Consider the following 25,323-nt stretch of genomic DNA (forward strand, 5'->3'; position numbering starts at 1 on the left):
AGCATATCTAGAGCCTCCCTTAAGTTGAATATTAAAATTATCCAAGTAATTGTAATACAGCTTGTGGAGCTTGGTTAGCTTGTGCAAGCATTGCTTGAGAAGCTTGAGAAAGAATGTTGTTCTTCGTCATTTCCATTACTTCACGAGCCATGTCTACGTCACGAACACGAGATTCTGCAGCTTGAAGGTTTTCAGCTGACGTATTTAAGTTATTAATAGTATGATCTAAGCGGTTTTGAGTAGCACCTAATTTAGAACGTTCAGCAGAAACAGATTCAATAGCAGTATTAATAGTCGTAATGGCTGCCTTAGCATTATCGTGTGAATCTACTTTAACACCTTCCACCCCAAGAGCTCCTGATCTCATATCACTTATAGCTAAACGAATTGACTGATTTTCATTTGCACCAATTTGAAATTGAAGAGCAGCACCTTTTACTTCAATAGCACCGTTTGTAGCGTCGCTTAACGAATTATCTACAGTAAGTTGGAACCCACCAACATTAACTTTACCGTCTGTTGATGTAACAGTTTGTTGATCAAGCTGCACTCCTGCTTTTTCAACAGTAAAAGTAGCTTCCATACCAAAATCCATAGTAACATTCCCGTTACCAGTTATTGAGCCAGCTCCAATAGTTAGACCATCATTCCCACCAATTGTGATTGCACCTGTGACATCTTGATCATCTAATTGTTGAAGTAAGTTACCTTCTTTATCTTGTAATGTAATTTTCTTACCTGAGTTTGTACCTTCTTCTACTATAATATTAAAAGAGTCACCAATATCCACATTTGAACCAAATGCTGTTATAGCAGCGTCATCAATACCAGTACCACTGTCATTAACGTTTGCTGCAACTGCTGCACTTGATGCTACACTCACATCATATGTTCCTTCATTCATAGCATTTACAGCTTTTGCACCTTGGATGCTTGTTCCACCAGCTGTTAATTCAGCTTTTTGTGATTGTGATCCATCAACTAATTTCTTTGTATTAAATTCAGTTGTATTACCAATTCTATCAATTTCTTCTTTTAATTGATCAATCTCTTTTTGAATTTCTCCGCGATCCTCTTTGGTATTAGTGTCGGTTGAAGCTTGAACAGCTAACTCACGCATACGTTGAAGGATTGAGTGTGTTTCTTGTAGAGCACCTTCAGCTGTTTGAATTAAAGAAATACCATCCTGAGCATTACGAGAAGCTTGATCCAAACCACGAATTTGTCCACGCATTTTCTCAGAGATTGCTAGACCTGCTGCATCGTCTCCTGCTTTGTTAATACGAAGACCTGAAGCTAGTTTCTCCATTGCATTTTGTCCGTTTTGTTGGTTAACGCCCATCTGACGATAAGTGTTCAACGCTGGAATATTGTTATTAATAATCATCTAAATTTCCTCCTTGAATGTACTCCCTCCACGTCCTTGTGTCGGGATCTTTAATTTTAAGCCTCAAGCACCTATGTCGGCCGCCATACGCACTTTCAGCTTTACAACTCTATTATCGGACGGACATTGGTAGATGTTTAGCAAATTCTAAATCTTTTTCATTATTTTTCTATTTTTTCTGTACCAACCTTGTAGAAATTTGTAGAATCAGTTGAATTAGCATATTTTTCAGTATATGATAATAAGGCAAAAGCTCTACATATATAATTGAAAAAGGCAAACTACTCGAAAGTGTAGGACGCAAAGCCTAGGGACTAAGGTATTACCATACTATGTTCGCCTGGTTACCAAACAAAATGATAGTGTACATACTATGTTTATTTGGCTATTCCTGTTTTTAGGAGTAGCCATTTTTAGTACACAATATTTTTCAGCAAAAAACTACTCTAATAAGGATAAGGAGGATGAATATGATTTCTACAACAGATATGACATATCAGACAAATATTAATTTACTACAAGGCATCATTACCTCTATGAAAAATGTCGTCCCTCTCCATCTAACAAATTCCTTTCCACAAATTACTGGACAATCAATTTTTCTCGATTATGGTGTTTTCATTAAAATTACGGGTGATATTAAAGGGAAGTTAGTCATGACTGGAGATTTATCAGTCTTCTCGGCAATTGGTCAATCCATGTTCGGGTTATCACTTGAGGGCGAGATGCTAGACTCGTTTATAGGTGAGTTAGGTAATATGATAGCCGGATGTTTTTCGACCATCATTGATGAGTATGGTGTGACTACAGATATTACTGTTCCTTTTGTTATGAAAGAAAGCACGATCCTAACTGAGTTCGACAAAGGCATGCAAGTCCCTATCACATTGGTTAACACTGGGAATATTGATATATATTTATTAATAGATTAATCGTAATTTCACTTGGAGGCTAACCCATGGAATTAAGCAAAGAAAAGAATTCCGAAAAACGCACTAAGTTCATGAATCTTACCATAAGAAAGAAATTGATTAGCAGTTTTCTTTTAATTGCCCTTTTATTTGGGATTGCTAGTTTCATTTCCTTTTATAACCTTAAGCAAACGAACGATTCATACACGTATTTAGTTGAAAATGTGTATGAGATTCGCTCTATTAGTCAGGATATTGAAACATTAATTAGTAACCAAGCAAGTGATCTCAATGCTTACTTATTATTTGAAGAAGAAGTATTTATTGAAGAAATGAATGCAAATAATCGAGAGATACATAGTTTAATTGAACAGGCTCGTAACTTAACGTTCTTAGAAGAAACAGTAAGTCATCTAGACCAACTTGCAACACTCAATAATATTTTCCTGAGTGAATCCGAAAGAGCGATTAACATTTCGAGTTCTATGCATGATCATGCGATTCACGTAGCAAATGAAAATGTTTTGCCAATTAGTATGGAAATGCGCGAGGTATCTCAGACACTCACTGCGTTTGAAGGAGAGATACTAGGAAATAGACAAGCTGAAGTAAGTCAAATGGCACAAGGAGCTTCCTTTTTGGTTCTTGTCGTTAGTATCGCCGCTTTCTTACTTGCCATTGTAAGTGGGATTTTTGTTTCTAACCTCATCGCAAAACCAATTATTAATCTAAACGCTCTAGCAAAACAAGTTGCTTCCGGAGACTTAGCTGTGTCGCGAATGAACATAAAAAGCAAAGACGAAATTCATGAGTTAAACGAGTCATTTAACAAGATGACCGACAATTTAAGAGAGATGATCTCAAACATTCAGACGAACTCTGAACAAGTTGCAGCTTCATCTGAGCAACTTAATGCAAGTGCCAACGAATCGGCAAAAGCAACTGACCAAATTACAGAATCGATTCAATCTGTTGCTTCAGGCGCTGAAAAGCAAGCCGAGAGTACAGCAAGTGCGAATGATACAGCGAATGAAATCTCTGCTGGGGTTGAACAAATCGCTAGGAACATCTTTTCTGTTTCAGAAGCAACAAACACGGCTAGGCAGAAATCGAATAATGGGTTAGAGATTGTTGAAAAGACAGTCGACCAAATGAATGCCATTAACAACCAAGCTCATGCAACAACTACAGTTATTTCGAACTTAGAGGAAAAGTCGAGCGAAATCGGTAGAATCATCTCCCTCATTACAGCTGTCTCAGACCAAACGAATTTGCTTGCGTTAAACGCAGCAATTGAAGCAGCTCGAGCCGGAGAGCACGGAAGAGGGTTTGCTGTTGTAGCGGCTGAAGTTCGTAAACTAGCAAAACAGTCGCACCAATCAGCTGGACAAATTAGTACGTTAATCAAAGATATACAAAATGATATTCAACGATCTGTTTCTTCGATGGCTGAAGGCCGTGACACGGTCCAGCAAGGACTTGTGTATGCGACAGAAGCTAGGAAAGAGTTCCAGGGAATTTCTTCTTCCATCAATGACATTTTCACTCAAGTCGATGAAGTGTCTGTTGCCGTTCAGCAAATTGCCATTGGTACAATGAACATGCTTGAATCGATTAAAGAAGCGTCTACGATTGCGGATAACGCATCACCTTACTCACAAAATGTCGCTGCTGCAGTCGAAGAGCAAACAGCAACGATGCAAGAGATTTCTGCGTCGGCTGAGATGTTATCGAGAATGGCTGAGGAACTGCAGGAAACCGTGAAGAAGTTTACTTTATAATCGCACTCAAACAAAGGGGGTGCCTCAAAAGGTCTGTTTTTAAACCTTTTGAGACACCCCCTCCACAACTTCGTGCTACTTCAATTCGAGCCTAAAAGACAGATATTATGTAAAGACAATCCGTTCTTTTTTATCAAGAAAAGCATGTACATCATATTTTGTTTCTGTGAAAACATGTTTCACATTTCCTATTTTTACTGTTGTGCCTTCTAATGCCTTTCCAATCTTAATTTCCTGATCGTATGGAACAGTGATCACAGTAGGTGTTCCCACTTCTGAACCAACTTCATGAATATGCGCACCTAACCTGCCGTATACTTCGCCGCCGCGTAAAATACCTCTAATTGATAACGTGCCACCAGCATGGATTTTTGTATTTACACAACCTTGTCCAATTACCTCTACATTGCCGCTGCAATAAAGACGACTGTTCGATGCATTCGGAATTATTATATAGGAATCTGGCTCAACAGGAGTCTTGCTTATTTCGTGTAAATCTTTCATTTTTTGAGAGAGATCGGTTAGCCTTTCAACAGTTACTAATTCATTCGAGATTGAAAGGAAAATTCGAGACAAATCACCCGCGATTATTTTCCACTCATCGTCATCTAAGTATTTATCCCCTCTTCTAACGACCTCTACATAATTTTTAGCTAGCGGCGGGAAATTTTTAAATTTCTTTTCCATCAAAATTCGAATTAATGGCTGCAGGCCACCTGCTGAAACATCATTATTCTTAAATGCAGGAGATTGTGTTAGTTGATTAATAACGTTGATTATTTGCTGTATATGCTTATGAAGAATACCAAGGATATGCCCTAATTCAGCAATTAGCATATTATTCTTACCTGCTGACACTTCAGAGTTAACGATATTTCCATAAGAAATAATAGCCCCTTGCCCAGTAACACTTGCCCGATTTACTTCTTTTAGGATCGTAATATCTCCCTCCGCTTCAACCTTCATCGCTTCTTCCACTCGCCCTAACACTTCTACATCGCCAGTAAAATGAATATTGCCTGAAGCGATGTCAACATCGCCATTGTGCGTAAGCTTTTGCATAATGGAAGCTTTGACTAATTGCCCTCTTTTCACAATATTTGGACGTCCAGGTTCGGTTGAGACAATTTTATCATCAACTAAATCTACGCCTTTTCCGAGTTTGAGATGAATCGGAAACGTTTGTTTAGCAGGAAGTGGTTCATTTGTTACCGTGTATCCGCACTCCCCCGGGATAGGCGGGTGAACAACAGCAACAACTTGGCCACGTTCAACGGTCGGTATAGCTTTTATTTCTCTATAATCGACCGTGCCATCTTCTTGTTCTTTCGGCCCTACTTGCGTATCGATATTCACTTTTAATTCAATCCAACCATTCTTACCCGGTTTAGCCATAATTCCTGTTGCAATTTCAAAAGTCCCTGCTTCTATTGTTTCTATTGCTTTGATGATTTCATCTTGATTGAATCCATGTATGACTCGTAAATTTTCTAACTTTTGAAGAACCTTTGCGTAGCTTAAACTGTTATCAATTTCTTTTATTTCATGAATGGATAACTTAATATGCCGATCAGGCTCTATATCAGGAATGCTTCGAATGATTCGATAGCCTGGCTCCACATGCAGCAAGACTTTGACTCTATGCTGATCCATTGAAATACTCCATCTTGTTTCTTTCGTTTCATTTTCTAATTTAAAATCAAACGTATCATTCTCGGTAACAATGATCGTACTTCTTTTTTCTACTTGTCTGTTTTTTATAACTTGAATCCCTTTCGGAACGGTAATCATAGGATATTGATCAGGAGATGCTTGGCAATATAATTGACCATTTTCAATCCAAACCTTCCCAGTCAGACGATCAGCTTGCTCGTTAGGATGTACTTCCTTTATGTAACGCTCATCATCATTGATCAACACTTGTTCATCAGGAATATCAGCAATGGCCTCTTCTATCAACTCATATGGAGGATCTGCTATTTCACGCTCTTTCAAGACTTCTTGAGCTCTAGGTGCTAGCTTCGTCAACTTCACGATCGCTTCTTTCGACCGAATGCCTAAAAATCCCTTTGCTTCATACTGAATAATTTCTATATCTACTTCTTTTTTCGAGGTTTCTAGTAACGATAGCCCTACATTAATAGCTTCTGTAATGTTTTTTCCTTTCGAGACTATACTTTGCATACCTATCCCACCTATACATTTAATACTGGTGAATTTAAGCTAGTAATATTTGATTTTTCATATGATAGTTTCAAAACAACCGTTGTGATATCATCCCTTTGTACTGCTTCACCTATAAATGCATGGACAGATTCAATCACACTTTTTTCAATTTCCCCTACACCATTATCTTGATGTTTCGCTAACGTATTTGTTAAACGCTCGAGCTGATATTGCTCGCCAGCTTCGTTTTGTGCTTCGATAATGCCATCTGTATAGAAAAATACCGTATCATTGTTGTTTAATTTTATCGTTTCTTCTTGATAAACTTAACCCGGCGATCTTAGCTGTTCACAGCCTTAGACCCGTAGCTTTGCGCCCTTATCTTTCAATAAGTTTGCCAGTATCGAAGGTTTATCTTCATTATTGTTTATATCTTGGCTTGTCTCTTTGTTGTTTACTGTCCGTATATCACCTTGTACTCTCATTCAATCCTTTTTAGTTTAACTTCAGTGGGAGTATGTTCCTATTTTGGTAATTTACTAATTAAAGAAATTAGGGGCTCCATCGTATCTCAATAAGACCTGATAGAATTTCTTTGATAGTACCGAGGAAATAAGAAAGGGCAGACTTTTTTTAAAAATAATATCTCCCCGTTACCTACGAAAAGCAATTATGATCACTAATCCGTCATGAAAGATCGATAATCCCTTTTTCTAACAACCTTTGAAACTCTGTTGCTCGTATTGGCTTACTAAACAAGTATCCTTGTATTTGGTCACAGCCTTTTTCTTTTAATAAAGCTAATTGTTCTTTTGTTTCAACACCTTCAGCCACGACCTGAATACCCAGCCCGTGGGCAAGTTCGATAACCGCCGATACAATCACTTCATCTTGCTTCTTTTCGACGATATGTTTGATAAAAGACCGATCGATTTTTAACGTATCAATTTTTAACTCTTTCAATTGTGTTAAAGATGAAAAACCAGTACCAAAATCGTCTAACGCTACTTTAATGCCGATACTTCTTAGTTCAGCAAGGTCCTGTACGACCTTTTCCATGTTCAACATATAGTAGCTTTCTGTTATTTCCAATTCTAAAAGTTGCGTGCTTATTTCTGATACAGCCATGAGACTCTTAAACTTCGAAATTATGTTATTTCTTAAGAATCCTTTTGCTGAAATATTAATTGATATCGGTGTAACCTGTATCTGTTCTTCTTGCCACGCCTTCAAATGCTTACAGACTGTTTTAGCAACCCAGTCGCCGATTTCCGATATTAACCCATTCTCTTCAGCTAATGGAATAAATTCTCTAGGAGGTAAAAAGCCTAACTCTGGGTGGCTCCATCTTATTAACGCTTCAGCACTAAGAATCTTCCCTGTTTTTGTACAGACACGTGGTTGATAGTACACTTCAAACTCATTGTTTACTAACGCTTTCCTCATATCTGTTTCTAACAAATAATGATTAGAAGACTGCCCCGTTATTGCGTTACTAAATAATTGAACGTTATTTTTCCCTAGTTGTTTTGCTCGATTAACGGCAGCCTTTGAATTGTTCATAAGGACATCTGCTGTCTCACCATGTTCAGGGTAGATACTCACTCCTATACTAGTTGTCATATAAAGCTCGAAACCCTTTATTTGAAAAGGATTAAGCATAGTTTGAAGGATATCATTGGCAAACTCTCTTACCTTTGCTACTGATTTTATTTCTGCTAAAATAACCGCAATTTCATCCCCCGCCATCCGAGCAGCGATGCCCTCTTTTAACATCAATGACTTTAACCGTCTTGAAACCTCTATTAACAATTCATCTCCAACTAGGTGTCCAAGTGTATCGTTAATTTTCTTAAAGCGGTCCAAGTTCAAATACAAAATGGCAAACTGCATGTTCTTCTCTTTTGCTTGAACAAGGTTATTGCGAAGGACTTGGTCAAACATCCTGCTGTTTGGAAGCTTCGTTAAATGATCATGGTGGGCCAAATAACTCATTTTCTCTTCAGCAAATTTTTGATCCGATATATCTGAAATAATCCCATCTAATCGAATGAGGTTTCCTTCTTCATCTAAAACAGGAATTGTATGGTCCGATATCCACTTAACTTTTCCAGAGGCATGAATGATTCGATATTGGTGTTTAATATCCTTGCCTTCCGTGAGGACATTTTGATTGTTCCTCGCAGCTTGAATATCATCTGGATGAATGATTTTGAGCCAGAAATCTCGTGCGTTTTCAACTACATGCCGAGGATAACCAAATATATCTTCAAATCCTTTTGTACAGTACAGCACTCTATTCGTTGCAACCTCTACAGACCAGATAGCCACTTCAAGATTGTTAAATATGAAATTCTTTTGTTCCTCACTCGTTTTTAACAATTCCTCTGTCCGCCGCTGTGTCGTTATATCTTGGATCGTTCCAATAAGGCGAACTGAGTTCCCGTTTTCATCTAAAATAACATCAGCTTGCTGGTTTAGGACCCTCTTATTCCCGTCGGGTCTTACAATGCTAAACTCTATTTGAAAGCTTTCTCCATTTTGTAATGATTTTTCTAAGAAACGAACAAAGCGTTCACGGTCATTCAGATGGATAAATGTTAAAAAACTGTTATATGTTGGTACAAAAGAGGAATCTTCTTGCATTCCAAAAATACGGTACATCTGTTTTGACCAATATGCTTCATCTTCAATCACGTCATAGTCCCAACTGCCCGTGTTCCCGATCATTTGCACGTGATTAAGATTTTCTTGAATTTTCATTAATTCACGTTCTTGCTGTTTTTCTTTCGTCATATTTCTTCCTATTCCAATCACACCAGTAATTTTATTATCGTGTTTAATTGGAATCGCCGTAATATCTAAATCAATGAAGTGTCCGTCCCTATGTTGAAGTGCAAACGTAATTGTGATCGGATTCCCTTTTCTAATGGTTGACAATGCTGTATAAAACTTAACTGGCTCACCCTTTGGCAGGAATGTTAAAAATGATTGGTTTTGTAGTTCATTTGCCTTAAAACCAATCGTTTGTTCCATCTTACTGTTTGTAGATAATAACGTTCCATTAAGATCTAAAATAAACGTTATATCCGTACTATGAGTAAGAATTGTTTTATATATTTCAAGTGCTTCAAGATCAACGGAGGATGCTGACGTATCGAAAAAGTTTTGTAGTGAAATCATAAAACCACCCTATATAGTCTATTAGTCACAAATCTTATTAACCATTTTACAGGAAAATAACAATTAACTTTGTCGAATTTTGTAATTCGGAAGCATTTTTTTGTTTTTTTATCATAACTTCTTTAACTAATAGTTTTATTTTGTATAATCTTAACAATTGATAGGTAAATATCCCCATCATTTATTATAAAACAACAAATGTTCCCGACCTATATTTCATCTGCATTTACCTCCCAGCCGCTCTCCTCACTTGCGTTTGCATAGACTCCTGAACTTGCCCATCATTATGGCGCTGACTATTCAAGAAATGAATACAAAAATGTCCATTATAGTTATTGTCCCTTATCACCTGGTCTCCGTGTGGGAAAGAGTGCATGGCTGCTGCTAATTTTCTACCATCCACTTCAACAATGATGGCTCTTGGTGTCCAGGTGTAACTGCCACCCCATATCTCCCTCATAATTTGCGCGTCTCTTGCCGTTAATGGTTCACTGTCGGCATGGTTTCCACCCATTGTATGCCTAACTTGAAAAGTACGTCCTGTATCAAAGTCCGTAATCGTTGCAACTTTCCCTGTTGAAAAGACATATCTCGCCTCTGTCCACCAATCTAACAGTTCCCCATGCCGCTCACTCACAACAGGTCTAATTGGTACATGATAAACGGGTACTCTAATGATTTGACCTACTGTTAATGTATTTCGATCAGTCATGTTATTAAAAGATAAAAGCTCATTAAATGGTATCCCATATTGCTGACTAATTCCCCACATTGTATCACCTGAACGTACAGTATGAGTCGTTTCCGTCTTTGTTACGGCTTGGTTGTTAGATGGTGTCGCCCCAGCACCTGGAATGGTTAGGACCTGTCCAACTCGAATCGTATCAGATGTTAAGTTATTCGCTTGGCGTAAGGCGGTAACCGTTGTATTAAACCGATTTGCTATTAAAAATAGTGTGTCCCCTGCCACAACCGTATAAGTTGTAGTACTCGTTGGTTGACTGTTACTTGGAGTTGATGTTCCGTTAATCGTCATCACTTGCCCCACAAAAATCATATCCGAGGTTAGATTATTAGCTTGTCTTAATGCTGCCGCCGTTGTATTAAATCGGCTAGCTATCCCTGATAAGGTATCTCCTGCTACAACCGTATAAGTAGTTGGTGTACTCGTTGGCTGAGTGCTGCTAGGAGATGACGTTTCCGTAACCGTTAGGACTTGGCCTACAAAAATAACATCGGAGGTTAGATTATTAGCCTGTCTTAATGTCGCTACCGTTGTATTAAAACGGCTCGCTATTGTAGATAGTGTGTCCCCCGCAACAACTGTATAGGTGGAAGAATTTCCCGTTTGCGAAGATTTCTCTGACAAACCAACAGTGTTCGTTCTTGCATCTCGCTCGATTGTCATGCCTAAGCTGTCTCCTAAGAATCTTACAGGAATCATCGTTCGCCCATTTAAGATGATTGAATTCGTCATCGGAACGACTTGGCCGTTGACTCGAGCTGAATTGGAACCAACAACAAAAGAAATCGTTGTCCCGTTAATTTCTATCCCCGTTGTATTCGTTTTCGTATCTCGCCAAATCGTCCCCCCTAGAGTTTCGGTAATTTCTCGTAATGGTACATAGATCGTTCTATTCATTAATATGGCAGGCTGTTGAAGTTGAGTAATGCGTTGACCATTTATAAATAAAGTCGGATAACTTTCAATTTGACTTGTTGCCACGACAGCATTAGTGGTGGAGGCTTCCGCTTTCGAATTGATATCTGAAAATAAAAAAGATACTACGATAAATGAACCGACAACTACTTTGACTGTTTTCACTCTAAACAATGAGTGGGTAATAACGTAACGCTCTGCCTCTTCCCGAACCTCTGAGTGATCTTTCAGTTGCACTTCTCCTAGCTCTTTAGAAAATTCAACAGTAGCAGGATTTACATATAAATAAACGACTAATTCACCGTTTTCTTCTTTGAGTTGATGATGGTCAAATAAAGACATTTCTTCACCTCATTTTTAACTATTACACGAGTAGAGTTTCCTTTTGAGTTTTTTTTATTAAAACAAGAAGTTTCAAAGCAGAGTCGCTGAATAAGAAAGAACCGTCCATTGTACGAAAAAACCTCCAAAATAGATTGGAGGTTTCATTACATAAATTGCATAACTAAATTCACAATGACTGGCCCAATCAGAACAATAAACAAAGTAGGAAAAATAAATAAAACCATAGGTATTAGCATCTTAACTGGAGCTTTCATTGCCTGCTCTTTTGCACTGAACCGTTGCTTTTCTCTTATTCGCACAGTCTGAGTCCGTAGCACCTTGCTCATTCCAATCCCCATTTGATCGGCTTGAATGATAGAACTCATCACACTTTTGAAAAAGTCTGAAGGGACACGATCTCTTAGTTCGATAAACGCTTGTTTTCTTGACTTCCCAAGCTTCATATCCTCTAAGCTCGACAGAAACTCTTGAGAAAGAGGGCTATCCATTTGACTACATACTTTCTTTAATGCTCCGTCTAATCCCATTCCTGCTTCAATTGAGACATTTAACATATCAAAAAAGTCAGGCATTGCTTTATCAATCAACTTTGTTCGTTGCTTGCTCTTTGCTGCTAAATAGTAGTTCGAATAACTATACGTAAAAATAGCGACAATGGCTGAGAGGATAACGACTTTTGCTGTCTCCTCTGCTACTGGTACAAACAAAAGGAGAAATAGGATAAATAACGTTACCGGAAGAAAGAGATGAAGCAAAACAAAATCGCCCGCTGACATACCAAGTGGATATCCTGCTGCTTGGAGCCTTTTCTCAATTTGTGCCATTTTGTGCTTGGGCAGTCTTCCTATAATGATGGTTTGTACTTTTACCAACAATGGTTTCACCAGTCTTGCATAAAACGTTTGATTTTTCCGGTCTTCCTCTTCTTTTGGCCGACTCAAATCCGTCCCTTTAGTGAGATAAGGAGCCACTCTTCGTTGCATAATCAATCTGTTTTTGTGAATTCTATGCATCAACAAAAAACCAATACATGTAAAAAATACAAATGAAAACATCCATAACAATAACATCAACATCGGTTACACCTCAATTGTTACTACCTTTTGAATAAAAATCCACCCTAATAGTCCAGAGAAAATTCCTCCACCTAACAGCACCCATCCTAAAGGATGCCTGAACATCGGACTGAAATAATCAGGATTCATGACATTTAAAAGCAGCCCGAGAATAACAGGTAATAATGTTATGACTAATGCTGACATTCTACCTTGAGAAGTAAGGGCCTTAAGTTCATCTTTCATCCGGACACGCTCAGTTATCGTTTCTTGGATTGTTTCTAGAATGGTAGCCAAATTCCCACCTGTAGAACGCTGAATAAGTACCGCTGTTACAACAATTTCTAAATCTTTATTAGGCAATCGTTGTAATAAGTTTTCAAAAGCAGTTTCAGTCGATACCCCTAGATTAATTTCTTTAATTGTGCGTTGAAATTCAACACCAATGGGATCGGGCATTTCCTTCGACACTAACTGCATCGCCTGCATAAAACTAAAGCCAGATTTCATTGAATTTGCCATGATTTCTAACACTTGTGGCAATTGAGCTGCCGATGCTGCGACTCTGGCACTTTTTTTCTTTTTCAAATAAATAGACGGCAGTTTCCATCCTAGTAAGCCCAATATAATTGCAAGAAGCAATTGGATCCCCATCAGCAATGTCAGACAGAAGACAAAGCCAAAAATAACGACTCTGATCGTAATAAACTCTTCTACCTTTAATGGGAGTCCTGCGCTTTCTAGTTCCATTTCGAGGTGGTTTCGTTTTGTATCTGTCGTTTTGATGTTTTTGGAAAGCTTGCGAATAAAGCTATTCAAAGTAACTTTTTTACCTGATTTTGGTACTTTTTCAGGAGCTGCCTTTTTTACATCGGTTGGAATAAACCGGTGAAGCCTTTTCTTTACTTTTTGCTGCTTATTAAAGTAATACGACCAGACAAAGCCAAAGCTAACGGTTGACAGCAGAAAAACGATAATAATGGCCATCGTTATTCACCATTAAACCATTCTGCAGGCACTTCATAGCCATACCGCTCCAACTTCTCCGAACAATATGGGCGAATCCCCGTAGAAACATGGCTCCCAATAACTTTTCCTTCTACTGTCGTCCCTGTTTGATTAAATATAAATAAATCTTGCAAAACAATCGTCTCGCCTTCCATCCCAATGACCTCAGTAATTTTCACGACTTTACGGCTGCCATCTTTCAACCTCGACTGTTGGATAATTAGATCAACCGCACCAGCAATTTGCTCTCGAATTGCTCGAATCGGCAAATCCATCCCTGCCATGAGAACCATCGTTTCAAGGCGCGAGAGCATCTCTCTTGGTGAGTTGGAGTGTCCTGTTGCTAAGGAACCGTCGTGTCCTGTGTTCATTGCTTGGAGCATGTCTAGTGCTTCTCCACTACGAACCTCACCGATGACAACTCTGTCTGGACGCATTCGTAATGAGTTTTTTACTAAGTCGCGAATCGTCACTGCCCCTTTTCCTTCAATGTTCGGGGGTCTCGTTTCCAAGGAAACAACGTGGTCTTGACCCAATTGAAGCTCTGCAGCATCTTCAATCGTCACGATTCGTTCATCATCCGGAATAAACGAAGACAGGACATTTAAGAGACTCGTTTTCCCACTCCCTGTACCTCCACTAATGAAGATGTTCAACCGTGCCTTAACACACGCATCTAAAAATTGTGCCATCTCGTCTGTTAACGACTGAAAACCGACTAAATCTGCAATTTGCAGGCGATTCTGCGGGAATTTTCGGATCGTAATCGTCGGACCTACTAATGATAATGGGGGAATAATCGCATTTACCCTTGATCCATCAGGAAGACGCGCATCCACCATCGGACTGCTTTCGTCAATTCTTCTCCCAAGCGGCGATACAATTTTCTCAATCACCTGTAAAATATGATCATTATCTCGAAAATAATAATCACTCAGCACTAACTTCCCTTTTTTCTCAACATAAATCTGATAAGGACCGTTTACCATGATTTCTGATACCTCGGGATCATTTAACAAAGCTGTAATAGGGCCGTATCCAATTAATTCATGGGTGACAGTATCCGTTAGTTCTTTTTTTCCTTCAAATGAGAGCCGATCATTTTTTTCATTGAAAAATTTCATCGCTTCCACTTCGATTAACTCTTTTTGCTCCTTATCTGTCAGGTCTGGCTTCTTTTTCAGCTCTGAGATTAAGTGAGTTTGTAAAGCGATCTTCAAATCAGAATCCTTTGGTCTTGTCCCTTCCCTTTTTTGAGGAGTGGATGAATCTTGCCTTCCTTCAGTTGCTGAAGAAGAGAGAGTTTTTTCATTTAAACGTTTTAATAATGACAAGTAAATCTCCCCCTATTTTTTCTTGCGGAAAAACAGTCCTTTTTTCTTCTTTACTTTGATCACTTTTTCCCCTTGAGCGAATGTGTCTAGTACTTGTTCAGCTAGCTTCATGATTGCTTTTGCTACAGGGGTTCTTGTCGCTTTTAAAACAAATGGCTCTCCATTATTAATCGAAGAAATGACCGTACGATAGTCACTTGGAATTCTTCCATTAACCTCAAGGCCTAACACGTCCTCAATCAACTCCTTAGTCATGCCTTCCATTTCCGAATCACGATTTAATAAAATGTGAATCTTTTCTTTTAATCCTAATAAATCTAACGTTTCGATCGCTAGCTTTCCGTTTTTTAGCGCCGGCAAATCAAGCGATGCAATAAGTAAAATCAAATCTGAGCTTTCTAACGCGACTAAACTCGTTTCAACAAAGGCAGGCGGGGTGTCAATAATGACAATGTCATACTCTTTTTTCATTGCTTCAATTAAATAAGCAATATGTTCACCAGCAATGAGCTCGGAAAATTCTGGCAAGTCAGGAGCTGCAACAAGATCTATTCCTGTTTTATGTTTCAAAACATAATTACCAAAGGACTTGTCACCATTTTCATACGACTGTTTGACCCAATCGTAAATTGATTGACTTGGCAGCTGATCAAACAAAAGAGCGACATCTCCAAATTGCAAGTCCAAATCTATAACCGCTACTTTTAAGTTATGCTTACTTAAAGCAGCCGCCAAATTCACACTGATCGTCGTCTTTCCAACTCCGCCTTTTGTGCTGCAAACCGTAATGATCTTTGCCTCTTTCTGCTCATCTTTATTTGGGTCACTCACTACTTTTATACCGATCACTTTCTCAGCCTTTTTGATCGACTCAATGACTTCAGCTTCATCACTTTCAATATCAAGTACATCAACAGCTCCTGAAAACATTGCTTTTTTGTAGTCAATGTCGTCTTTGTTTAGTAATAAAAGCACTGCTGTTAATGGAAACAGTCGAGACAAACCTTGACACACTTCATACGGATCAAAAACCGTATTAGGACCAATGATGACAACCGTTCCTTTTGAATTGGCAAGATCTATTTTCAACTCAGATACATGATCATAAATCTTATTGACCTTTTTCAAATCATCGAGCATCATTTTCACTGCCGTCGAATACATTCGTTTTTCAGAAAGGATATAATAGTTTACTCTCATTTTGACATCTTTCCTTTTTTCAATTGCTCTAAGGATATGTTGACACGTGGTGAGAGCTCGTTATCTTCTTCCCCTCGTAGCATGAGTGTAAAGACCCCAGATTCTAAAGCAAAGGCAAGAGCAGCTCCGTCTTCTGGACTCACTTGAAGAGTCACCATTTGATACGAATCATGGTTCTCACTATATTCATCAACAAACGTTTTCCCTACAGCTAGTACTTTGACATTGTTAAGTAAAATTTGTGATGTTGTTTCTTCCCCAACTGGTGTCGGCAAAACCGCGACTAAATCAATAAAAGACCCCGGTCTAACAAATCCAGAAACACTCTGTACCTCATTAACAGCAATCGAAATCGCCCTTTTTCCTTTTTCGATTTCAATCGTTTGCTGAACTTCCTCTTCTGTTTCCTCTCCCTCTTCACTTTCGAGGCTTGTTGCTGTTGCAACTTGATTCGTATTGTCATTATAGGAAATGACAATAAAGAAAAGGATCGACATCATCATTCCAAAAATAATTGCAAGCATCCATATTTTTTTCGTACTCATTTATGTCTCACCTTCATTTATTGAATAAGTTTATAACCAAATGTTCCGTAGTTCGTTTGACCTTGAGAAGACTCCCCAGAATGAGCAAATTGAATAAATCGTCCTGTTACTTCAGCTCCCTGATTTGTCGAGGCCACACTTTCAATAAAAAATGATGCAAACCCAAGGACGCGAACTTGTTTAATTTGGTTTTGATCTGCTTGTACTGGTTCAAAGATTGGTATTAAGACAACTCTTTGACAGCCTGGCGGGTAATCCAAATACGTTGCATTCGGGCAAGCTGCAATTCGTGGCGTGACCGCATCCCTTGTTGGACCAGCTAAATTCCCCGTTTGCGTACCGAGAACTGTTCCTACTTTTAGTTCAAACTCATACCCATTTCTTAGGTCGGTTTCGTAGTTTCTAGCACCAGTCCCTGTCAGCGCGATTGCTCCAAAGTTTCCGCTTGCAGAATCGCTTACTTTTAACGTTTGAACTGCACCGAAGGACAAATCCATAGAAGGTTGAACGCCTAATGGAATGGCACCTTTCCCCGACGAAAGTGGCTGAAGCTGGACAGCCGCACTCGCTTGAATCAATGGCTCTTTGATTCCAAGTGCTTTAGCAAAAAACAACGTTCCTTTTTGGCTTCCGATTACTTCAACTAAGGAGTTACTTTGATTAATGCTCGTTTGAAAATGGGCTGGCTCTCCATTATTCATCAGAATTGTTTGTCGAGCTATCTCCATTGATTTATCACGATTTTCGGGGAGTTCTTGAGCCGCAGCTAGCACGGCAGCATCTGCAATCTTTTGAAGTCTACTTTTTTCAAGATAAAGAGACCCCATATCAATAACTAATGCCATAAAGCCTATAAACATCGTCATACATAATGCAACTAAAACAATGACCGCTCCCTCTTCCTGCTTAAGAAACCTCTTCATCCTCATTCCACCCTCATCACCGTTTTGGATCTAACTGTAAGAGGGTCAGGTAACACACTTCTGAATAAAGGAATCGAAAAGGAAATAGGATATGATAGATCTATCGTTACATACGAACCTCGTGTCCGGCTTGTTGTAATGGGCGCAATGGTTATATTTTCAGCGCGTAATGAAGGCGACGCTTCTTTAATGCGTAATACCACTTCCGCATTTGTCCCACCAACACTAGCTACTCTAGCCCCTTCCCGACTAGCATGCTCAAGTGTCAAATACGCATGGAAAATCCGTCCAAAATCGATAATCCCAAATATCAAAAAAACAAGGATCGTGAGGGTTAATGCTAATTCAACAACTGCTTGACCCTTTTCTGACCGAATCACAGCAAATTCACTCCCGAATAGCACACAGTCCCCAACACGATCGCAACACCATATGGAAAGGCATGGTGCATTTCATCTTTATTTAATCCATCCAATGTTTTTAAACGAAGGGTGAAGAGAATGCGCTTTAATGAACTTAGTAATTCCTTTTTTGTTACTAATATAATGAGAGCAATGATTCCGCCAAATATAGCTGTATATAAGAAAGATCCGAAGACAAAAGCTGGTCCTTGCAGCGCTCCAATTGCCATAAGAAGTTTCACATCACCTGCTGCCATACCTCCTAATGCGTAAGGGATGACGAGTAAACAGAAGCCAATTAGTAGACCTAGGAAACTTAGTAGAAGACCTTCCCAGCCGTAAATGATGGTGTTAAGGATCAACCCTAATAGCATCGCTGGGAGGGTTACGATGTTAAGGATTTTACGATTTTTGATGTCTGTGAATAGGGAAATGCCTAGGGCTAGGAATAAGATAAATAATGTCATTGTGTATCACCTCGAAAAAAAAGCCTACTTCTCATGGAACAAATGCTCCTAAAAGTAGGCTTTTTAATTTAGTTAAGTCGTTTTAAAACTATTTAATCTTCACCAAATAATGAACCTCTAACAGCATCAAATACCTCTATTAGATCATCACGGAAGAACCCTAAAACCGCAACTACTCCAATAGCAATAACCCCCAAAATCAAACCATACTCAGTCATACCTTGTCCTTCTTCTTCTTTAAAAAACTTCATAACTTTGCTCATCATAATGTGAGTCCCCCTAAAAATGTTTTTTGTATAACTGCATAAAAAAATACTACTCCCCGAAGAATAGTATGTAAGTTACTATTTCCGGCAACTGGCTGGCATATCTAAGATAAAAGCCCCTATAGTTTTGCGTCCCAACGTTTCCACTGGTTTGCCCTTTTCATTATTTGTCTACAATCAACTGTGTAACATTATGTAAAATTACGGCGCTGTTTGTAATTTGATAATACATCTGCTTAGTCTGATCAACAATGACAAAATTCTTCATCTATTACATTATTTTGGTAATAACCTTATCAAAAACCTAACATATTGCCTGTTTTTCTCTAAAATATTCCTACCATTCCATAAATATCTAATATATCCAGCTTTTTAAGTTCGAAAAAAGGTCGTGCTTTGCTATGAAAATCATTTCTGAAAATAAAACTATTCAAACGCCAATTACCATTATGAAATATGAGACCTTCTATAAAAGGTTAAAAGGCTTGATGTTTCGTATTAAGCCAATTGTGAACGAAGGAATCCTCCTTGCACCTTGTAATTCGATTCATATGTTTTTTATGTTCTTTCCCATTGATGTTGTTTTTTTAAATGACAAGAAACAAATTGTCCATTTAAAAGAAAAAGTCCAGCCATGGACGATGATCTTCCCCATAAAACAGGCAACTTCTGTGTTAGAGTTACCTGCTGGCACGATATCCACCTACTCACTTCAAAGAGGAGATGCCATTGTGTTTTAACATAGAAAAAGCTAGCTATTCCTGTGTAGGATAGCTAGCTTACTTGCATATCATTTCCCTTTCAAAAACCCCTTCAACACATCCACTGAAACCGTCTGCGCTGCCGCACTATTCTCTTCCTGAATCGCCAAGTATACTTCCTTACGATGTATTTCGACATGTCTCGGGGCATCTATTCCGATCTTTACTTGATCGCCTTCAATGGCAATGATTTTCAGCTCAATGTCATCACCAATTTGAATCGCTTCTTTTATTTTTCTAGAGAGAACAAGCATTTACTTTTCCCCCTTCGCTGCTACAGGCTCTTTAAAAATAGCATGCTTCGTTTGATAATGACTGTCACTCATAAGCAGTTGTTTCCCTTTTTGTTTGTTCGTATTAATGATGACTGGTGCTTGAAGATTCGCTGTTGTATCGTTAAACGGCTCTTTTACCGTAAGCATAACAAATGTTGCTACATCTTCTGACCTTTCAATCTCAAGTGTTTCAAGAGTGGAGTTAGGTAGCTTCACTTGATAACCAGGGACAAATTCAAACGGACTAATCAAGATGAAGGCAACTTCTGCTGTTTTCGTTGATTGCAGGACAAAAAAAGGCGTTCCTTCTTCAAAAGGAAGAAGCACAAAAGAGGTCTCGCTTTCAAAAGCGGGAATCCCTTTTTCAAACGTAATGACTCTTTCTTCGTTTACTTCAATTTGACCTTGATATTTCGTTTCTAGTTTCATCGTATCCTCACTCATTCCATCTGTACTAGTTATTATTAGCTTCATTGTACCATAACACAATTCGTCATTCTTCTACGTAATTAATAGCTGTTTCTCAACAAAAAAATTCCCCACAAACAGCTTGCGTAGTGGGGAGCGGATTCTTATTGATTTTTTAATAATGCAATATCACGCTTGTTTGTTTGGGTTTCTTGGAATAGGAGGTTAATGTCAGCAGTCATTTTATAGTAGGAGAGCTCTAGCTTGTCAAAACGTTCATTCGTTTCTGTTCGGAGTGCTGTGATGTCTTCTGTGTTTTGAGCAGTCATTTTAATCAAAGATTCTAAAAGTCGTTCATGTTGGTTGAGACGAGTTTCTACCCTATCTAATCGTTCTTCGACTCTATCTAATCTCTGATCTACATTGTCTAACTTTTCTTCAAGCCTACCAAACCTAACATCGATCTGTTCAAACTGCTTGTCCATCTTCTCATTCATTTGTTTTAAAAGAGTTAAGATTTCCTTTTCCATCACATCCACCTCCAAATTATTATTGAGCACTAATCTCTCTATCAGTTTATGTCGAAGACGGGAAATTGTAAAGTCAGTCTTACTTCCGCTCTTATATTAAGCCATTATTCCCCAATTCCTTTGTCGATTTCCCGGGAAAGGTGTTACTTATTTCCTTAATAATGAAACAAATCCACAGGACGGTTTTGTTTAAAAGCCATGTGTTTGGTTCGCTTTTTAATTACCTGAACAACAAAAAAGCCGCAGTGCGTAGGCCACTGAAAAAGGTACGGTTTTGACCTTTTCCGTGGCCTCGCAGAGCGACTTCTCTACAACGCCATATTCACATTGCCACCAACAACTTGAAAAGACATTTGATTTTTTTGCTTTACGTACGTTTCTGTTTGCCATTTCGGAATGTCAATCTGTATTTCCTTGCGATCAACTTGAATTCCAACTGGCTTGTAATTTGCCTGTACAGAGACATCACTCGGTTGAAAATGAAACTTCACTCTGTCCATGGACAGAGGCATATATCCAAGAGTCGCTTGTTTCTCAGGGGGTTCGCTGTTCACCTTAGAAATTCTAGCAAGAGCACCTGTTCCATTTTCAATTCGCATCATTTGATCGCCTTGCTGCACAGTTCGGGAAATAAACTGAGCGGCTTTACTTTTGCCACTAGCTAAATATTCTTTATTTTGCCTTAGTGCAGGTACTAGATTGGCATCAGCAAATGCTTCTGTTTGATCAATATGCATCACAGCAGCTGTTTTGCTTATTTCAATCAGTCCATGATGCTCTTGGGTTATGTGTAGATCTGGACTTTGTTGTCTAATGTGAAGTCCAGGTCGATTGGAGCGGAGTCCAGTTAAGGCATCCGTTTGTTGTATGTGTAATGAAGGTAGCCTCATCCTACTCTGCTCCTCTCTGATTAACGTAAGAAGTCCATTAACGTTGGCTGGATAATTCTTGCCCCAGCTGATAATGCGGCACGATGTACACTTTCTTGTGTCATCAAATTAATAATCACTTCTTCCATTTCCGCATCTTCATTATTAGACATAATGCGCTTAGCAATCACTTCTTGTTCCATTAATCGATTTTCCATCATTTCAACACGATTTACTCTAGCCCCAAGCTCTGCTCGCTCAGCAACAAAATTATTCACATGACCATAGATGGTATCAATAAAACCAGACAAGTCACTCCCGCTACTCGTTTCACCTGCAAGTGCTGCCTCTAGTGCCTTAATATCATTAAATAGCTCGTTCGTAAATACACTTCCAGGATTCACATTAACTTGAACAGTCACGCCTTTCATTAACTCAATTTCTACTGGCTGTCCATTTGTTGTCACTAATCCGTCTTGTACAGGAGCCGTTGTCGTATTCATTCCGTTAAAAATGTATTTGTTGCTATTTTTAGAGTTAGCAATCGACTCAAGGTGTTCACGTAGCTGTGTTACTTCCTTGGCAATATTTGCTCGCTCTTCAGGTGTATAGGAATCATTAGCCGCTTGTGTTGCTAGTTCACGAATACGCGCTAACGCTTGCGTTCCTTGATCTAAGGCTGAATCTGTCGTGTCCATCCAGTTATATGCTTCTGCAAGGTTTCGCTTAAATTGCTCGACTTCTGTTACTTGACTTCGGTATCGCATCCCCTTCATGGCTACAACAGGATCTTGAGACGCACGGGTTATTTTTTTCCCGCTTGCTAGTTGATCTTGAATCGTCGCTAAGCGATCATAGCCTTGGTTAATATGCCGCAATGAGCTTTGAGATAGCATCATTTGTGTTACTCGCATCTATTTTCACCTATCCTTACCTGCCGACTACACCCATGCCGTTAATGATCCGGTCTAGCATTTCATCGACCATCGTAATATTTCTTGCTGCTGCATTGTACGCATGTTGAAATTGAATCATCATCGTCATTTCTTCATCTAGTGATACGTTACTAACAGATTGTCTACGATAATCAACACTATCTCGTAAAGACTCATTGCTTCTTAGCATACGCTGAGCTTCTGATGTATCTACAGCCATTTGTCCAATGACACCTTGATAAAAACTACTAACCGTACCCGTATCGCCACGGAATGATAGAAGCGCGTCCTTTGCATCAGCAAGACGTTTTGCATTCGTACCATCTCCAGAAAATACCCCGTCTGCACTGCCTGTTGCTGCTGCAATATTATTTAATGACAGGTGGATGTCAGCATGCAATTTCAGCTGTCTTGCTGCGCCCACACCCGTCTCTGTTGTATCCCCAAGGTCAAATAAAAGAACGCCTTGTTTCGCTTCTTCTGTTGCCGTTGCAAGAGTATACCCACTGCTGTGTATCTGATTTATTTCATTAACAAAGACAAAAGCCATTTCATCTAAATCTCGTAACATTTCAGGGTAAATCCCTTGGACATTTTCCGCATCTGGTCCATATCCATACGCTTCAATTAAAGCTTTCATTTCACCACGCGGCATGACGTCTAAAAGATTCGGAACTGATTCAACATCCCCTTCAAAGTCCGCATCTATAACTCGAAAGCCTTTCACATACGTTCCATCTTCTCCAAATGAAATATCTACTTTCTTTTCTCGTTCGATCCCCTTACCGTCAACTAGTTTGATATCATTGATTGCCTGCCCTTGATCATTCACAAGCCAAACCGTCACAACTCCCTCTGCAGCTGGATTCGGTTGTCCCCCACTTTTTTCGCGTTCTACTTTAATATTTATAATCTTTGACAATTGATCAAGAAGTCGGTCTTGTTCATCGTACAAGTCATTTGTCACATAACCATGAGGTTCGGTTTCGCGTATTTGTGTGTTCACATTTTCTAACCGATGCAAGATGGCGTTTACTTCATTTTCTGTTACGCTTATTTCATTTTTGTAATCAGCTTGAATCGTCGTTAACGAACTATGAAGGAAATTAAATGTCTCAGCAACTGCTACAGCTCGCTGGCGCACGACTGAGCGAGCCCCAGCGTCTTCTGGATCTACAGATAAATCTTGAAGAGCCGTCCAAAACATATCAATCTGCCTGCTTAATCCTTGTTCAGAAGGTTCGTTTATAATATCTTCCATCTTCTCTAACGCATGATAGCGCGCATCCCAATAGCCTACTTTGTTATTTTCATTTCGGTATTGAACATCAAGGAACGCCTCCCGAACACGCTGAATCGAACCTGCTTGAACCCCTGTCCCAAGGTGGCCTGGAATACGTGGTGCATTCATACCAATCGATGGGTATGGTTCTGTTTGAGTGAAATTGACCCGTTGTCTTGTATAGCCAGGTGTATTAGCATTGGCGATATTATGACCTGTCGTATGCAGGGCACTTTGCTGAGTCATCATTGCGCGTTTTGCCGTTTCTAATCCATGAAATGTTGATCGCATGTGTTGCTCCTCCGGTTTCTAATCTCCTATGCTTTTGAATCAAAGAGGGAATGACTACCTTCAAATGGTCGATCTTCTCTCGCTCGTGGGTTATAACTTACATCCTCTTTATGCGGAATCATTAAATCAAGGGAAAGATTCACAAACCGCAACGATTCTTCAATAAGTGACTGGTTCAATTCATTTTGATCTTTTAATGTCATGACATAGTCAACTAGCTTCTTTTGAAGTTCATCGAAATGCTTCTGTTCCGCTTCTGTTACATGCTTCTTCACGTCTGATAACGTCGCGTTTTCTGTTACCTCTCCCTTTTCTAGCAAAAATGTCCGTACAACCTTTGTGCGAAGCATCTCGGTCGTCTGCAACTTATTAGCAAGCTTGGATTCTTCCCGAACAAGTTTCTCAAGGGCTGGCATATCGCCTTTTTTAATTGGTTCGACTTTTTGCTCTGCAAGGTCGATTAACCCTTCATGTATCTCAATTAAACGCTCAATTAATTGAGCAATTGCTGCAGCAGACATCCCATTTCCCCCTTCACTCTATTTGTTCCAATAGTCATAAAACTTATTGGCCACAGCCTTTGCATCGACCTTGTACTCTCCAGCATCAATTTGTTGCTTTAATGCTTTCACTCTCTCAGCTCGCTCTTGTTCCATCTTCGTACCTTTTTGCATTTGCAACGCTTCAGAAGAAATCTCAAGCTTATCTCGTTTTGCTGAAACCCCAGCAGCTTTCTCACTCTTATCCATTTGTTTACGATACGGATTTTGATGAATAGAATTGTATGGATTGATTTTCATGTTTCTCACCTCACTGAAAGTATTAAAAACGCACGATTCTCTTTTCATTTATATCGGCACGTTTTTCACTATTGTTAACTACTTTTTATTAAAACGTCCCGTTAATGAATGATACGTTACATCTTCTGTACGTTCTTTTGCTAGGCTTTCTTCTTTCTTCTGCTCAAACTCTTTTTCTTTATTCAGTTTCTCAAGGCCACCTTTAATATGATCGGTACACGTCGTACATAGTCTACCTTGTTGAATAATCGCCCCACACGATTCACACGGATAACCTAAGTTTGGGAAATGAGTAACATGTAAGCGCCCTTCACGAACAAATTGATGGATCTGCTCTAGTGGCACTTCCGTTTTTTTATGTACTTCTCGAATCGAAGCCATTCGATTTTGTTGTCGTCTCATAAATCTTGAAACCGTTTCATAGTTCGTTTCTTGCTCTTTATAGCAATGCTGACAAATTGGTCGAAGTGCTTTTACAAAAATCTGCCCACATTTCGCGCAGTTCGCTACATCTTTCATAGCTTTTCCCCTCCTCTTGCT

The 25,323-nt window shown here is 39.1% G+C and carries 25 protein-coding genes, 1 pseudogene and 3 riboswitches; of the genes and pseudogenes, 3 read left to right on the forward strand and 23 right to left on the reverse strand.

Annotation, left to right across the window (positions count from 1 at the left end; all coding sequences use genetic code 11):
- Positions 1 to 37: 37 nt before the first annotated feature.
- The gene (locus AC1FXP_RS16245; protein ID WP_480063061.1) at positions 38 to 1,387 is read right to left on the reverse strand and encodes a flagellin N-terminal helical domain-containing protein; all 1,350 of its coding nucleotides are present in this window, start codon (positions 1,385 to 1,387) and stop codon (positions 38 to 40) included.
- A gap of 265 nt (positions 1,388 to 1,652) precedes the next feature.
- Positions 1,653 to 1,739: riboswitch (cyclic di-GMP riboswitch) on the forward strand.
- 118 nt (positions 1,740 to 1,857) lie between these two features.
- Between AC1FXP_RS16245 and AC1FXP_RS16250 the strand changes: the two genes are divergently transcribed.
- Together AC1FXP_RS16250 and AC1FXP_RS16255 are read left to right on the forward strand one after the other, a co-directional pair.
- Complete coding sequence (locus AC1FXP_RS16250; RefSeq protein WP_480063062.1) at positions 1,858 to 2,319, forward strand: chemotaxis protein CheX; 462 nt, start codon at positions 1,858 to 1,860, stop codon at positions 2,317 to 2,319.
- Positions 2,320 to 2,345: 26 nt separating this feature from the next.
- Positions 2,346 to 4,079: a methyl-accepting chemotaxis protein gene (locus AC1FXP_RS16255; RefSeq protein WP_480063063.1), complete on the forward strand. Its 1,734-nt coding sequence runs from the start codon at positions 2,346 to 2,348 to the stop codon at positions 4,077 to 4,079.
- A 105-nt stretch (positions 4,080 to 4,184) separates the two neighbouring features.
- Here AC1FXP_RS16255 and AC1FXP_RS16260 read toward each other — a convergent pair whose 3' ends face one another.
- From AC1FXP_RS16260 to AC1FXP_RS16320, 13 genes and pseudogenes are all read right to left on the reverse strand, one after another.
- On the reverse strand, positions 4,185 to 6,263 hold the full coding sequence (locus tag AC1FXP_RS16260; protein WP_480063064.1) for a flagellar assembly protein A: 2,079 nt from the start codon (positions 6,261 to 6,263) through the stop codon (positions 4,185 to 4,187).
- 11 nt (positions 6,264 to 6,274) lie between these two features.
- A pseudogene (locus tag AC1FXP_RS16265) lies at positions 6,275 to 6,556 on the reverse strand (PP2C family protein-serine/threonine phosphatase); the annotation flags it as partial.
- Positions 6,557 to 6,567: 11 nt separating this feature from the next.
- Positions 6,568 to 6,654, reverse strand: a riboswitch (cyclic di-GMP riboswitch).
- Between the two features lie 278 nt (positions 6,655 to 6,932).
- Positions 6,933 to 9,428, reverse strand: coding sequence for a sensor domain-containing protein (locus AC1FXP_RS16270; protein WP_480063065.1), 2,496 nt, complete (start codon positions 9,426 to 9,428; stop codon positions 6,933 to 6,935).
- 226 nt (positions 9,429 to 9,654) lie between these two features.
- Positions 9,655 to 11,430 carry a LysM peptidoglycan-binding domain-containing protein gene (locus AC1FXP_RS16275; RefSeq protein WP_480063066.1) on the reverse strand — a complete coding sequence of 592 codons (1,776 nt, stop codon included), beginning with the start codon at positions 11,428 to 11,430 and terminating at the stop codon, positions 9,655 to 9,657.
- A gap of 146 nt (positions 11,431 to 11,576) precedes the next feature.
- Positions 11,577 to 12,374, reverse strand: coding sequence for a type II secretion system F family protein (locus AC1FXP_RS16280; protein ID WP_480063067.1), 798 nt, complete (start codon positions 12,372 to 12,374; stop codon positions 11,577 to 11,579).
- Positions 12,375 to 12,512: 138 nt separating this feature from the next.
- Positions 12,513 to 13,475: a type II secretion system F family protein gene (locus AC1FXP_RS16285; RefSeq protein ID WP_480063068.1), complete on the reverse strand. Its 963-nt coding sequence runs from the start codon at positions 13,473 to 13,475 to the stop codon at positions 12,513 to 12,515.
- 2 nt (positions 13,476 to 13,477) lie between these two features.
- The gene (locus AC1FXP_RS16290; RefSeq protein WP_480063069.1) at positions 13,478 to 14,830 is read right to left on the reverse strand and encodes a TadA family conjugal transfer-associated ATPase; all 1,353 of its coding nucleotides are present in this window, start codon (positions 14,828 to 14,830) and stop codon (positions 13,478 to 13,480) included.
- 12 nt (positions 14,831 to 14,842) lie between these two features.
- Positions 14,843 to 16,030, reverse strand: coding sequence for a CpaE/TadZ family protein (locus tag AC1FXP_RS16295; RefSeq protein ID WP_480063070.1), 1,188 nt, complete (start codon positions 16,028 to 16,030; stop codon positions 14,843 to 14,845).
- On the reverse strand, positions 16,027 to 16,575 hold the full coding sequence (cpaB, locus tag AC1FXP_RS16300; RefSeq protein WP_480063071.1) for a Flp pilus assembly protein CpaB: 549 nt from the start codon (positions 16,573 to 16,575) through the stop codon (positions 16,027 to 16,029). Before cpaB ends, AC1FXP_RS16295 begins: the two co-directional genes overlap by 4 nt.
- Positions 16,576 to 16,592: 17 nt before the next feature.
- Positions 16,593 to 17,498, reverse strand: a complete 906-nt coding sequence (locus tag AC1FXP_RS16305; protein WP_480063072.1) for a pilus assembly protein TadG-related protein — start codon at positions 17,496 to 17,498, stop codon at positions 16,593 to 16,595.
- 2 nt (positions 17,499 to 17,500) lie between these two features.
- On the reverse strand, positions 17,501 to 17,878 hold the full coding sequence (locus tag AC1FXP_RS16310) for a TadE/TadG family type IV pilus assembly protein (protein WP_480063073.1): 378 nt from the start codon (positions 17,876 to 17,878) through the stop codon (positions 17,501 to 17,503).
- Positions 17,875 to 18,366: an A24 family peptidase gene (locus AC1FXP_RS16315; protein WP_480063074.1), complete on the reverse strand. Its 492-nt coding sequence runs from the start codon at positions 18,364 to 18,366 to the stop codon at positions 17,875 to 17,877. Before AC1FXP_RS16315 ends, AC1FXP_RS16310 begins: the two co-directional genes overlap by 4 nt.
- A gap of 92 nt (positions 18,367 to 18,458) precedes the next feature.
- Entirely contained in the window at positions 18,459 to 18,632 is a 174-nt protein-coding gene (locus AC1FXP_RS16320; RefSeq protein WP_480063075.1) for a Flp family type IVb pilin, read from the reverse strand.
- A gap of 83 nt (positions 18,633 to 18,715) precedes the next feature.
- Positions 18,716 to 18,798: riboswitch (cyclic di-GMP riboswitch) on the reverse strand.
- Between the two features lie 235 nt (positions 18,799 to 19,033).
- Here AC1FXP_RS16320 and AC1FXP_RS16325 point away from each other — a divergent pair.
- Entirely contained in the window at positions 19,034 to 19,372 is a 339-nt protein-coding gene (locus AC1FXP_RS16325) for a DUF192 domain-containing protein (protein WP_480063076.1), read from the forward strand.
- A 50-nt stretch (positions 19,373 to 19,422) separates the two neighbouring features.
- Here AC1FXP_RS16325 and csrA read toward each other — a convergent pair whose 3' ends face one another.
- From csrA to AC1FXP_RS16370, 9 genes are all read right to left on the reverse strand, one after another.
- Positions 19,423 to 19,647, reverse strand: a complete 225-nt coding sequence (csrA, locus tag AC1FXP_RS16330; protein ID WP_480063077.1) for a carbon storage regulator CsrA — start codon at positions 19,645 to 19,647, stop codon at positions 19,423 to 19,425.
- Entirely contained in the window at positions 19,648 to 20,097 is a 450-nt protein-coding gene (gene fliW / locus AC1FXP_RS16335) for a flagellar assembly protein FliW (RefSeq protein ID WP_480063186.1), read from the reverse strand.
- A gap of 143 nt (positions 20,098 to 20,240) precedes the next feature.
- Positions 20,241 to 20,606, reverse strand: coding sequence for a hypothetical protein (locus AC1FXP_RS16340; RefSeq protein WP_480063078.1), 366 nt, complete (start codon positions 20,604 to 20,606; stop codon positions 20,241 to 20,243).
- Between the two features lie 308 nt (positions 20,607 to 20,914).
- Positions 20,915 to 21,496, reverse strand: coding sequence for a DUF6470 family protein (locus tag AC1FXP_RS16345; protein ID WP_480063079.1), 582 nt, complete (start codon positions 21,494 to 21,496; stop codon positions 20,915 to 20,917).
- A gap of 20 nt (positions 21,497 to 21,516) precedes the next feature.
- Complete coding sequence (gene flgL / locus AC1FXP_RS16350; protein WP_480063080.1) at positions 21,517 to 22,389, reverse strand: flagellar hook-associated protein FlgL; 873 nt, start codon at positions 22,387 to 22,389, stop codon at positions 21,517 to 21,519.
- 16 nt (positions 22,390 to 22,405) lie between these two features.
- Complete coding sequence (gene flgK / locus AC1FXP_RS16355) at positions 22,406 to 23,983, reverse strand: flagellar hook-associated protein FlgK (protein ID WP_480063081.1); 1,578 nt, start codon at positions 23,981 to 23,983, stop codon at positions 22,406 to 22,408.
- A 26-nt stretch (positions 23,984 to 24,009) separates the two neighbouring features.
- Positions 24,010 to 24,504, reverse strand: coding sequence for a flagellar protein FlgN (locus tag AC1FXP_RS16360; protein ID WP_480063082.1), 495 nt, complete (start codon positions 24,502 to 24,504; stop codon positions 24,010 to 24,012).
- Between the two features lie 18 nt (positions 24,505 to 24,522).
- The gene (flgM, locus tag AC1FXP_RS16365) at positions 24,523 to 24,783 is read right to left on the reverse strand and encodes a flagellar biosynthesis anti-sigma factor FlgM (RefSeq protein WP_480063083.1); all 261 of its coding nucleotides are present in this window, start codon (positions 24,781 to 24,783) and stop codon (positions 24,523 to 24,525) included.
- 78 nt (positions 24,784 to 24,861) lie between these two features.
- Complete coding sequence (locus AC1FXP_RS16370; protein ID WP_480063084.1) at positions 24,862 to 25,302, reverse strand: TIGR03826 family flagellar region protein; 441 nt, start codon at positions 25,300 to 25,302, stop codon at positions 24,862 to 24,864.
- Positions 25,303 to 25,323 lie beyond the last annotated feature (21 nt).

Source organism: Halalkalibacter sp. HAAS-P013, from assembly GCF_056619925.1.

Bases quoted from the DNA above. Each gene is read 5' to 3' on its own strand.
- flgL (WP_480063080.1), bottom strand. From the start codon at position 22,389: ATGCGAGTAACACAAATGATGCTATCTCAAAGCTCATTGCGGCATATT.
- AC1FXP_RS16325 (WP_480063076.1), top strand. From the start codon at position 19,034: ATGAAAATCATTTCTGAAAATAAAACTATTCAAACGCCAATTACCATT.
- cpaB (WP_480063071.1), bottom strand. From the start codon at position 16,575: ATGAGTACGAAAAAAATATGGATGCTTGCAATTATTTTTGGAATGATG.
- AC1FXP_RS16250 (WP_480063062.1), top strand. From the start codon at position 1,858: ATGATTTCTACAACAGATATGACATATCAGACAAATATTAATTTACTA.
- AC1FXP_RS16245 (WP_480063061.1), bottom strand. From the start codon at position 1,387: ATGATTATTAATAACAATATTCCAGCGTTGAACACTTATCGTCAGATG.
- AC1FXP_RS16275 (WP_480063066.1), bottom strand. From the start codon at position 11,430: ATGTCTTTATTTGACCATCATCAACTCAAAGAAGAAAACGGTGAATTA.
- AC1FXP_RS16285 (WP_480063068.1), bottom strand. From the start codon at position 13,475: ATGGCCATTATTATCGTTTTTCTGCTGTCAACCGTTAGCTTTGGCTTT.
- flgK (WP_480063081.1), bottom strand. From the start codon at position 23,983: ATGCGATCAACATTTCATGGATTAGAAACGGCAAAACGCGCAATGATG.
- fliW (WP_480063186.1), bottom strand. From the start codon at position 20,097: ATGAAACTAGAAACGAAATATCAAGGTCAAATTGAAGTAAACGAAGAA.
- AC1FXP_RS16320 (WP_480063075.1), bottom strand. From the start codon at position 18,632: ATGATGAGCAAAGTTATGAAGTTTTTTAAAGAAGAAGAAGGACAAGGT.
- AC1FXP_RS16370 (WP_480063084.1), bottom strand. From the start codon at position 25,302: ATGAAAGATGTAGCGAACTGCGCGAAATGTGGGCAGATTTTTGTAAAA.
- AC1FXP_RS16295 (WP_480063070.1), bottom strand. From the start codon at position 16,030: ATGAGAGTAAACTATTATATCCTTTCTGAAAAACGAATGTATTCGACG.
- AC1FXP_RS16255 (WP_480063063.1), top strand. From the start codon at position 2,346: ATGGAATTAAGCAAAGAAAAGAATTCCGAAAAACGCACTAAGTTCATG.
- AC1FXP_RS16340 (WP_480063078.1), bottom strand. From the start codon at position 20,606: ATGGAAAAGGAAATCTTAACTCTTTTAAAACAAATGAATGAGAAGATG.
- AC1FXP_RS16360 (WP_480063082.1), bottom strand. From the start codon at position 24,504: ATGTCTGCTGCAGCAATTGCTCAATTAATTGAGCGTTTAATTGAGATA.
- csrA (WP_480063077.1), bottom strand. From the start codon at position 19,647: ATGCTTGTTCTCTCTAGAAAAATAAAAGAAGCGATTCAAATTGGTGAT.
- AC1FXP_RS16305 (WP_480063072.1), bottom strand. From the start codon at position 17,498: ATGAAGAGGTTTCTTAAGCAGGAAGAGGGAGCGGTCATTGTTTTAGTT.
- AC1FXP_RS16345 (WP_480063079.1), bottom strand. From the start codon at position 21,496: ATGAGGCTACCTTCATTACACATACAACAAACGGATGCCTTAACTGGA.
- AC1FXP_RS16315 (WP_480063074.1), bottom strand. From the start codon at position 18,366: ATGACATTATTTATCTTATTCCTAGCCCTAGGCATTTCCCTATTCACA.
- AC1FXP_RS16270 (WP_480063065.1), bottom strand. From the start codon at position 9,428: ATGATTTCACTACAAAACTTTTTCGATACGTCAGCATCCTCCGTTGAT.
- flgM (WP_480063083.1), bottom strand. From the start codon at position 24,783: ATGAAAATCAATCCATACAATTCTATTCATCAAAATCCGTATCGTAAA.
- AC1FXP_RS16260 (WP_480063064.1), bottom strand. From the start codon at position 6,263: ATGCAAAGTATAGTCTCGAAAGGAAAAAACATTACAGAAGCTATTAAT.